The sequence below is a fragment of the Flagellimonas iocasae genome, from assembly GCF_042682725.1.
Classification (GTDB): Bacteria; Bacteroidota; Bacteroidia; order Flavobacteriales; family Flavobacteriaceae; genus Flagellimonas; species Flagellimonas iocasae.
Genome location: NZ_JBHUHU010000007.1, coordinates 1 through 9,866, shown reverse-complemented (window position 1 = coordinate 9,866; position 9,866 = coordinate 1). Strand labels below are relative to the sequence as shown.

General features: G+C 44.4%; 11 protein-coding genes. All 11 read left to right on the top strand.

All coding sequences use genetic code 11. From position 1 onward, the window contains the following. Window positions 1-352 (top strand): DUF3347 domain-containing protein (locus ACFSJE_RS18660; RefSeq protein ID WP_379832424.1); only part of this gene is annotated, 352 nt, incomplete at its 5' end. 25 nt (window positions 353-377) lie between these two features. Beyond that, window positions 378-2,834, top strand: a complete 2,457-nt coding sequence (locus ACFSJE_RS18655) for a multicopper oxidase domain-containing protein (RefSeq protein WP_036385870.1) — start codon at window positions 378-380, stop codon at window positions 2,832-2,834. Further along, window positions 2,835-4,142 (top strand): APC family permease, encoded by a 1,308-nt coding sequence (locus ACFSJE_RS18650; protein WP_036385867.1) that lies wholly within the window; start codon window positions 2,835-2,837, stop codon window positions 4,140-4,142. A 131-nt stretch (window positions 4,143-4,273) separates the two neighbouring features. Continuing rightward, window positions 4,274-4,903, top strand: coding sequence for a DUF3347 domain-containing protein (locus ACFSJE_RS18645; RefSeq protein WP_119647252.1), 630 nt, complete (start codon window positions 4,274-4,276; stop codon window positions 4,901-4,903). Next, on the top strand, window positions 4,904-5,362 hold the full coding sequence (locus tag ACFSJE_RS18640; RefSeq protein ID WP_036385864.1) for a heme-binding domain-containing protein: 459 nt from the start codon (window positions 4,904-4,906) through the stop codon (window positions 5,360-5,362). A gap of 339 nt (window positions 5,363-5,701) precedes the next feature. Further along, complete coding sequence (locus tag ACFSJE_RS18635; protein ID WP_072882341.1) at window positions 5,702-6,199, top strand: YybH family protein; 498 nt, start codon at window positions 5,702-5,704, stop codon at window positions 6,197-6,199. After that, window positions 6,199-6,900 carry a PepSY domain-containing protein gene (locus ACFSJE_RS18630; RefSeq protein ID WP_119647234.1) on the top strand — a complete coding sequence of 234 codons (702 nt, stop codon included), beginning with the start codon at window positions 6,199-6,201 and terminating at the stop codon, window positions 6,898-6,900. Before ACFSJE_RS18635 ends, ACFSJE_RS18630 begins: the two co-directional genes overlap by 1 nt. 261 nt (window positions 6,901-7,161) lie before the next feature. Then, on the top strand, window positions 7,162-7,749 hold the full coding sequence (locus ACFSJE_RS18625) for a helix-turn-helix domain-containing protein (RefSeq protein ID WP_036383511.1): 588 nt from the start codon (window positions 7,162-7,164) through the stop codon (window positions 7,747-7,749). A 203-nt stretch (window positions 7,750-7,952) separates the two neighbouring features. After that, window positions 7,953-8,177 carry a heavy-metal-associated domain-containing protein gene (locus ACFSJE_RS18620; RefSeq protein WP_036383512.1) on the top strand — a complete coding sequence of 75 codons (225 nt, stop codon included), beginning with the start codon at window positions 7,953-7,955 and terminating at the stop codon, window positions 8,175-8,177. A 336-nt stretch (window positions 8,178-8,513) separates the two neighbouring features. After that, window positions 8,514-8,852 (top strand): DUF305 domain-containing protein, encoded by a 339-nt coding sequence (locus ACFSJE_RS18615; RefSeq protein ID WP_234414759.1) that lies wholly within the window; start codon window positions 8,514-8,516, stop codon window positions 8,850-8,852. 297 nt (window positions 8,853-9,149) lie between these two features. Further along, window positions 9,150-9,866 (top strand): cation transporter (locus tag ACFSJE_RS18610; protein ID WP_379832419.1); only part of this gene is annotated, 717 nt, incomplete at its 3' end.

Here is a 9,866-nt window from a genome sequence, read left to right as displayed (position 1 = left end):
TGCCGCTGCAAAAAAAGTGTTGTCGGCCTTGGAACATGTGGATATGAAACAATTGACGGACAAAAAGGCGCACGGCCATTGGATGACGATATCGAAGGAAATCTCCAATTCGGCGAATTCCATTTCAAAGATATCGGATATCAAAGCCCAACGCGATCATTTTAAACATCTGTCCGCCCATCTATCCAAAGGTGTCAAGCTTTTTGGGGTCGATCAAAAGATATACGAACAGTTTTGCCCGATGGCCGATAACAACAAAGGTGCCTATTGGTTGAGTACGACCAAAGAGATCAAAAATCCCTATTTCGGAGAGGCTATGTTGACCTGCGGTGAAATCACCGATGAAATGTAATTGAACAAATGTAAATGAATGAATGATGAAAATATTGAAATCTAAAATCTTGTTTTTTGTCCTAACTGCCTTGACGACCCATGTTTTTGGGCAAGTGGGGACAAATGGTGAGGACAGAAAAGAGGAAGGTAGACCCGTTCGGGAATACAATCTTGTACTGGAACAGAACAAATTGACCCTCGGTGGGGTCACTGCCGATGCAATGACCATCAATGGGAGTATTCCGGGACCGGTCTTGGAATTCAACGAGGGTGACTTCGCCCTGATCAACGTGACCAATAAGATGGATGTGGAAACCTCCGTACACTGGCATGGATTGATCTTGCCCAATTTTTATGACGGGGTTCCCTATTTGACCACACCGCCCATAGAACCTGGCACAACTTTCCAATATCGGATTCCGATCAACCAATCAGGTACCTATTGGTACCATTCCCACACCATGCTGCAAGAGCAAAAGGGGGTGTATGGCTCGATACTGATCCATCCCAAGGAAAAGACGTTGGACTACGATAAGGATTTGGTCGTGGTGCTCTCCGATTGGACGAACGAAAAGGCCATGAACGTGCTCCGAAACCTTAAACGGGGAAACGAGTGGTACCAGGTCAAAAAAGGGACCGCGGTGCCCTTGAGCAGGGTCATCAAGGAAGGTGCACTAGGTGCACAACTCAAATTTTGGCGAGATCGTATGGAAGGAGCGGATATTGCGGATATCTACTACCCCGCATTTTTGACCAATGGGAAAACATTGGCCGAATACCCTGATTTCAAACCAGGGGAAAAAGTGCGGCTCCGGTTCGTCAATGCCTCTGCCTCCACCTATTATTGGATGGATTTCGGTGGCGGTAACCCCATGGTGGTTTCCGGGGATGGTGTCGATGTGGAGCCTGTTTCCAAAAGTCGTTTTCTTTTTGGCATTGCCGAGACCTATGATGTCATCGTGACCGTTCCTGAAGGCACTTTGGAGGTAACGGCCACGGCACAGGACGGCTCCGGGCATACCTCGTTGCATTTAGGGCAGGGAACGCTTTTTCCCGCAACGACCATCGATAGGCCCGACAAAGTGGCGATGATGAAACAAATGGCCCAAATGGACATGAAAATGGGAGCTCCGGCAATGGCCGGCAACAAGAAGAAAAATACACCCGAATATTTGATGCAAAAGTATGGGATGCAGATGGACATGAAGGATGGCAGCATGGATATGGGTATGCACAATGGGATGTCGATGGATAAGACCGAAATGAGCGGTCAAAAGGATAAACCCATTGCGAAGATGGATGATAAAAGGCCTATGAATGCGAATGAAGATCATAGGCACATGGAGATGGATAAAAAGATGGGGGATATGGCAGGAATGGAAAAGGATTCAACGTCAATGAAATCCACCGGACATAAGGACAAGATGGAAAACCCTATGGTTCAGACTATGCCAATGATGCAGAAAGACACTTCAGCTTTTGATTACGATACCCGTAAAACGTATTTCAACTATGACTTCTTAAAAGCAAAGGAAAGTACTACCTATAATGCCGATCTGCCCGTCAATGACATTCTGTTGAACCTGACGGGAAATATGCAACGGTATATCTGGAGTATGAACGGTGTGCCACTTTCAGAAACCGATAAGATCAAGATCAAAGGTGGGGAAGTAACCCGGATCACCCTCAACAACCTGACCATGATGCACCATCCGATGCACCTCCATGGGCATTATTTCAGGGTCATCAATGAGAATGGTGAAAAGTCACCCTTGAAACATACGGTCAATGTGCCGCCCATGCAGAAAGTGGTCATCGAATTTTATAATGAAGAGTACGGGGATTGGTTTTTCCACTGTCATATCCTCTACCACATGATGGGGGGCATGGCCAGGGTTTTCAGTTATGATACCCCAAGGGATCTGAGGATGAAGGATTTTCCTGTTCAAAAGTTGGTAGATGAAACTGACCATTATTATGCTTGGGGTGCTGCCAGATTGGGTTCCAATTTTAATGAACTCTTCCTTGTTTCAAGTAATATCAGGAATGAATTTGGGGTACGGGCAGAATTTGACTACGACCAAAATGCCGAGGTGGAAGTCAATTATAACAGGTATCTCAATGACTGGGTACGGGTCTATGCAGGGGTAAACACGGAAACCTCCATCCCTGATTCCTATGACCGTTTCAATACAGTGGGACTGATAGGGGTCAAGTATTTTACCCCATACCGCTTTAATATGGATGTGAGTATGGACCACCAGCTGCGTCCAAGAATAAGGTTGGATAGGGAACTATTGCTTTTTCCCAGGATTTTCCTCGAGGGGGAATATGAATTTCGGGCCGATTTTGGATGGGTCAACGATTTGGGGAATTCATCCTATGAAAGTGAGACCCAATGGCTGGTAGGGGCCTCCTATATCCTTTCACGTAATTTTTCAATCCAGGCCAATTACAACAACCGATATGGTTGGGGCGGAGGCCTGCTAGCCCGTTTTTAAATGGCAGAATACAAAAAAAATAGCCTGAGTCTGACCAATACCATTGCTTTGGGAACCGGTGTGATGATCGGTGCGGGAATTTTTGCGCTCTTGGGTCAGGTTGCCGAACTCTCCGGCCAATGGTTTCCCTTTGCTTTTTTAATCGGGGCAGTCATCTCAGGTTTCAGTTCCTACACCTATGTCAAAATGTCCAATACCTACCCCTCTGCCGGGGGCATTGGCATGTACCTCAAAAAGGTTTACGGTAAAACGGCCTGGACCGCTACCGGTGCACTGCTGATGGCCCTTTCCATGGTCATCAATGAGAGTTTGGTGGCCCGGACGTTCGGGACCTACGTATTGGAGCTTTTTGATGTGGAGTCGAAAGGATTCTGGCCCCCGATCCTTGGGGTATTGTTGTTGATCACAGCCTTTATTGTCAATGTGATGGGAAACAAAGCTATCGGGGGATCGTCCTTGGTCATGGCCATACTAAAAATCGGCGGGATAGCGGTTTTTGCCATTGGTGGCCTTTGGGCAGCTGGATTTACCTTTGATCAGGTCGTTCCTTCCCAGTCCTTGACCGAGCATTCCCTGGTGGATTATTTGGGGGCATTGGCACTGTCGATATTGGCCTATAAGGGTTTTACCACCATTACCAATAGTGGGGATGAGATCGTCGATCCCAAACGTAACGTGGGACGGGCCATTGTCATTTCTTTGGTGATATGTACCCTGGTCTATCTCATGGTGGCATTTGCGGTCTCTTCCAATCTTTCCATCCAGGAAATCATTGCGGCCAAGGACTATTCGCTGGCCGAGGCATCCAGACCCGCTTTTGGAAAATATGGGGTCTGGTTCACCGTTGGTCTGGCGATCATATCCACCGTTTCCGGGGTCGTTGCCAGCATTTTTGCCGTTTCCCGGATGACCACCATGCTCACTGAAAAGGAATTGATACCACATCGACATTTTGGGATTCCCGGGGACATACAGAAACATATGTTGGTGTATACCGTGGTGATTGCCATAGGGCTCACCATGTTGTTCGATCTGAGCCGGATCGCTGCATTGGGGGCCATCTTTTATTTGATCATGGATATCGGGATCCATTGGGGGGTCCTAAACAATCTACGAAAGGAAATCGGTGCAAATCCCATTATCCTCATTACGGCCCTTGTGCTGGATGTACTGGTGTTGGGCGCCTTTATTTGGTCAAAGGCCGGTAGTGATCTTTTGGTGGTCATTGTTGCCCTGGTATTGATGGTGCTTATTTTTTTCGGGGAACGATTGTTTTTGGGGAAAAAGCGTACGGTCGAGGAAGAATAAGGGTAGAGTGCCTGCGTGGGAGAAATGGAAAATTAGATGAAAAAATTAAAATAGCAACAATAATGGGGGATAATACAAATATGCCGACCCTGGGCAATCAAAATGAGGAATTAATCTTAAAATCAATTACAATGAAAAGAACAACAGTTACATTAAGTACAATTGCCATTGCGCTTTTGACCATTACCGTGATTTCCTGTAAGGACGGTAAGAAGGAAACAAATGACAAGGAAGGAGCCCATATGGAGATGGGAACGGAAGAGGGCCATCACCATGAGAGCTCTGCGGGGGAAATGGACCACGGGACCATGGACCATGATATGGGTTCGTCCGATGCACAGGGCACATCTGTGATCGATAGCTACCTCCAACTGAAGGATGCCCTGGTGGCGGACAATAAGGATGAAGCGGCCAAATCGGGCCAAGCCTTGGCCAGTGCCTTGGGCAGCTTTGATATCAGCGGATACGATGAACAGCAACAGAAGGAGCTGTCCGATATCATTGAAGTGGCCAAGGAACATGGGGAGCATATCGCCAAAAGTGATATCGGTCACCAACGGGAACACTTTGAGGGACTGGGCAAGGATATGGTCGATTTTATTGCCATAACCGGGACTTCCAAAACCTTGTACCAACAATTCTGCCCCATGTACAACAACAACCAAGGAGGAACGTGGCTCAGCGCAAGCAGCGAAATCCAGAATCCATTTTTTGGAAGTAAGATGTTGACCTGTGGTAAGGTGCAAAAGGAAATCAATTAAATGAAAGTACTGAAAATCATAGTATTGGTAGTGCTGTTGGGATTTGTGGGCATCCAGTTTGTGCCCACAGATCCCAACTTGAGCGATGTGGTTCCCGATACGGACTTCATGTCGGTGAACCAGGTTGCCAAGGATATCGAACACGATTTGCGGGTATCTTGCTATGATTGCCACAGTAACAACACCCAATACCCGTGGTACAATAAGGTCCAACCCATCGCCTGGTTTTTGGAAGAACACATAAAAGAGGGAAAGGAAGAACTCAATTTCAATGAATGGGGCGACTATTCGGATCGAAGAAAAAGGAGCAAACTAAAGTCCATCGCAAGTCAGATCGAAGACGATAAGATGCCCCTATCTTCCTATACCCTGATCCATAAGGATGCAAAATTATCGGTGGAAGAGAAAGAACGGATATTGACCTTGGTAAATGATCTAATGGAAGAATTGGATAATTGAAAATGACATGGAAATCACCCTAAAACCGGGACAAACGATATTGCTATTGTTGTTGGTCATGTCCGGTTACTATGAATAAGGAAATAAAGTCCTGAAAGGGAGGGGAACACCCAAAGTTGATTGGTTGGTGAGTTAGTTAGTTAATCGTTCCCTTCCCTTGTCAGGCACTAATGGAAAAGAAGATGAAAGATTGTTGTCGTGACAATGGACCTGTCCAGTCGAAAAAGGCCATTTTAAAAAAATGGTTGGCCCATATCCTGTATGGGATCGTCATTTCGATTGCCCTGGGAGCCTTTATCATACAATAAATACTAACCTAAACAATGCTAAAACAAACCAATGAAACGTATTACTTTACAGATTTTTCTAATGGCCGTATTTCTCACAGGGACAAGCTTTGGCCAAACAAACCCTAACAAGGAAAACCTAGACCAGGACAGGGCCGCTGTGCTGAGGATATTGGAAAGCTATAAAGAAGCACTGCAAAACTTGACCACGGAAGGTACCTTGGAGCTTTTTGCGGAAGATTCCGAAGTTTTTGAATCCGGGGGCGTGGAAGGCACCTATCAACATTATCACGACCATCATATAGGTCCAGAACTTGGACATTTCAACAGTTTTAGGTTCTCGGATTATACCATTGAAGTGAAGGTGGAGCTACCCTTTGCCTTTACTACGGAAAGCTATGTCTATACCATTGGCCTAAAATCGGAAAATGGAGGTGAGGGCAAAACGATCAGCAGAAAAGGGGTTGCCACCACCATCCTTAAAAAAACGGATGGGGATTGGAAAATTGTAAAGATGCATAACTCCTCACGGAACAACGGGAAGAACTAATGGTCGGAAGAAAAACATCGATGAAGGTCAGAAAGATACATAGATATCTTGGCCTATTTATTGGGATCCAGTTCCTAATGTGGACCATCAGTGGACTATATTTTAGTTGGACGGACATTGACGAGATCCATGGAGATCAATTCATCAAGGAGCATCCGGACCAGTCAGAATTTGGGAATTTAATTGCTCCCAATGGACACGGGAACGTTAAAATCAAATCTTTGGAAATGAGAAATATAGGGGGGAGTCCCTATTATTGGATCAATGGTGGGGTTTTGATGGATGCACAAACGGGGGAGATCAAAAAGGGTATCGATGAACAACAGGCCTTGGCCGTTGCTTCACACTATATGTTGCCCGAACTTAAGGTCAAAAGTGTTGAAAGACTCACCCAAACAGGTGGGCAGCACGAGTATCGTGGACGTCCATTACCGGCCTATGTGATCACCTATGAAACGGATGAAAACCTTAAAGCGTATGTCTCAGAGACCGATGGGTCGTTTCAACATGTAAGACATCGGTCCTGGAGATGGTTCGATTTTTTGTGGATGACCCATACCATGGACTATGAGGGACGGGACGATTTTAACACCATGGTTTTACGGATTTTTTCCCTGATGGGATTGATTACCGTTTTGAGCGGATTCTTGTTGTGGTATGTCAGCTCGCCAACAATCAGAAAATTATGGAAAAGGCGATAGTTCAAACTTATTTGGCAAAGGACTCCTGTGAGGAGCAAATAGTTGACCATTGAACCAGTTGAATCATTTTTGGAAAAATGAGCGAACTTAGGAGGCAAAGACGAAAGAAAAAAAGGGGGCTGGCGAAAAGGAAACGGGACCCGGCCAAGAATAGAAAGGAAAAAAGAATGAAAATCCTTGGCATATTGGCCTTGATATTGATCGTTATATTGGCAGTGGTCGTCATTTTTTTGAAGGCCCTGTGGAAATTCACTGCATGATATGGAAGTTGGGTCCAGTAAATCGAAAGATGTGTTGTACATCAAAAACATGGTCTGTCCGAGATGCATCATGGCCGTCAAAGGTATTTTGGACGATGAGGGCATTCCCTATATGAATGTGTCGTTGGGTGAAATCACCCTCAATGGGAAAATCACGCCTGAAAAACGGGAAGGTCTCAACGAACGACTTGAGAAAATTGGATTTACGATCATCAACGATCGTAAGGGTCAGTTGATAGAACAGATCAAAAACCTAGTGATTGAGGCGATACATTACACCGGACCCATGGAAAAGGTCAAATGGCCCGAATACCTTTCCGATGGATTGCATCTTGACTATAAGTATCTTAGTTCGCTGTTTTCCGCGGTGGAAAGCATTACCTTGGAGCAATATATCATCAACCAAAAGATTGAAAAGATCAAAGAGTTTCTTGTTTATGACGAATTGGGCTTAAAGGAAATAGCGTTTCAATTGGACTATAGCAGCGTTGCCTATTTAAGCAACCAATTTAAAAAAGTAACTGGAATGACACCTACACAATTTAAGAAAAGTGCCATTCAAAATAGAATATCGCTTGATGATATTTAACCTCAACCATTAAGGGCGCAATACCTTCCCAAGGAACCAGCCTCCTAAACGCTATTTAAAAAACACCTTTCTTCGCAAATGGGTCAAGGTTTGTTTTTTTCAAACAACGCCCCTATACAGAAAATGTTACTTTTCCCATACGTGTTGGAACCAACATTGTTGATTCTAGGTGTAAAATTGTTAAAATAAAAAATGATCACAACATGAAAAGAAGATACCAAATAGAAGGAATGACTTGTGATGGCTGTAGGGGGCACGTTGAAGAAGCTCTTTTCAATGTGGCCGGTGTAGCCGATGTAGCGGTCAATCTAAAAAACGCAGAAGCTACAGTGGAGTCGCAATTTGAGGTCCCCCTTGAAAATCTACAAAAGGCATTGGAAAATAAGGGGGGTCAATATAAAATACAAGCGATGAACAAAGCCAATTAAACCGATATACGATAACTGGGACAGGTAAATTGTCAGGCCTATAATTGGAATGGAACAATACAATACTCGAAAGTCAAGGAATAATCACAATAACCAGATAAAATTTGCACAATGGAAGATAGTCAAAGGAAATCCAATAATTATTTAAAGTTTTTTGCGATGATTGGTACTTCAATGGTCGCCATGTTTTTTTTAATGTACACCCACTCATATCAAATCATTGATCACTTTTGGTATAGTGAGACTAGATTTTTCATGACTTTGATCATGGGGGGATCGATGATCATTATTATGCTGCTATATATGCTACAGATGTATAAAGACCGACGCAAGAACATGTCAATATTAGCCTTGGGTGTTTTGTTGATTGCAGGTGGGATATGGCTGGTCAGGAGTCAGGTTACCGTATCAGGGGTCGACTACATGGAAGGAATGATACCCCATCATTCCATTGCTATTTTGACCAGTGAACGTTCTCAAATAAAAGATGTCAGGGTACGGGAGCTTGCCAATGAAATTATCAAGGCACAACGCAGGGAGATAATGGAAATGCAATGGTTGATAAACGACATCAAGGAAAATGGAATAGTGGAAACCGAAGCTGGGAAAGAAAAGCGGCCTATTCCTAAATTCGAGGGATCGCTTAGCGAAGAAACAAAGAATCTGGCCGAATGAGAGGCGATTACTTACTACCAATGCTTTCGTTTTGCCCCAAGTTCACTACAATGGTTTGTCCTATCGAATATATTCTAAACTGATCGGGGCAAATTCTCCAAAAAAGATTGACGTGGGCGAACCTGATCTCATAGATGTTGCCGAATTCTAAAAACCACTCACCAATTAAGGTTAAGTACTTGACGAAGAAAGGTAAAGGTTGATTTTTCGGAAAATTCTACAACTCTTTCAGTAAATAACGTAACAGTGCATTTTAGGTCTATTCTGAAATTTGTACCATACAAATCGGAGTAGAAAATGGATGCAATCGATATTATTGAGGACACCGAAAGGAAACCGAAGACGGTGTCAAAAAAATCTTTCCCGGTCACTGGAATGACCTGTGCTGCCTGTGCATCCAGCGTGGAATCCATGCTGGGCCATACGGAAGGGGTCTACAATGCCAGTGTCAACTTTGCCAATAGTACGGTCCTTGTGGAGTATGACAGTGCTATGGACCTAAGCGATCTTCAAAATGCGGTACGTCAAATCGGTTATGATATAATTGTGGATGCCGAGGATCCTACCGAAGTACAGGAAGAGCTTTCGAAAAAGCATTATGTATCCATAAAAAAGCGAACCCTTTGGTCCGCTATTTTGACACTTCCCATTTTCCTTCTGGGGATGTTTTTTATGGATTGGGTCCTGGGTAGGTGGATTTCGTTGGTACTTGCCGTTCCTATCCTGTTCTGGTTTGGCCGAAGTTTTTTCATAAATGCCCTCAAACAGGCCAGATTCGGTAAGGCCAATATGGATACCTTGGTCGCACTCAGTACGGGCATTGCCTTTTTGTTCAGTGCATTCAATACCTTTTTTCCTGAATTTTGGCTCAGTAAAGGCATGGAACCCCATGTATATTATGAGGCGGCCACAGTGATCATCACCTTTATTTCATTGGGGAAATTATTGGAAGAAAAGGCGAAATCAAATACATCCTCCGCCATAAAGAAATTGATAGGGTTGCAGCCCAAGACC

What these genes read in the sequence shown, in the direction of transcription:
- ACFSJE_RS18620 (WP_036383512.1), top strand. Translation starts at nt 7,953, where the DNA reads ATGAAAAGAAGATACCAAATAGAAGGAATGACTTGTGATGGCTGTAGG.
- ACFSJE_RS18650 (WP_036385867.1), top strand. Translation starts at nt 2,835, where the DNA reads ATGGCAGAATACAAAAAAAATAGCCTGAGTCTGACCAATACCATTGCT.
- ACFSJE_RS18630 (WP_119647234.1), top strand. Translation starts at nt 6,199, where the DNA reads ATGGTCGGAAGAAAAACATCGATGAAGGTCAGAAAGATACATAGATAT.
- ACFSJE_RS18640 (WP_036385864.1), top strand. Translation starts at nt 4,904, where the DNA reads ATGAAAGTACTGAAAATCATAGTATTGGTAGTGCTGTTGGGATTTGTG.
- ACFSJE_RS18625 (WP_036383511.1), top strand. Translation starts at nt 7,162, where the DNA reads ATGGAAGTTGGGTCCAGTAAATCGAAAGATGTGTTGTACATCAAAAAC.
- ACFSJE_RS18635 (WP_072882341.1), top strand. Translation starts at nt 5,702, where the DNA reads ATGAAACGTATTACTTTACAGATTTTTCTAATGGCCGTATTTCTCACA.
- ACFSJE_RS18645 (WP_119647252.1), top strand. Translation starts at nt 4,274, where the DNA reads ATGAAAAGAACAACAGTTACATTAAGTACAATTGCCATTGCGCTTTTG.
- ACFSJE_RS18655 (WP_036385870.1), top strand. Translation starts at nt 378, where the DNA reads ATGAAAATATTGAAATCTAAAATCTTGTTTTTTGTCCTAACTGCCTTG.
- ACFSJE_RS18615 (WP_234414759.1), top strand. Translation starts at nt 8,514, where the DNA reads ATGTCAATATTAGCCTTGGGTGTTTTGTTGATTGCAGGTGGGATATGG.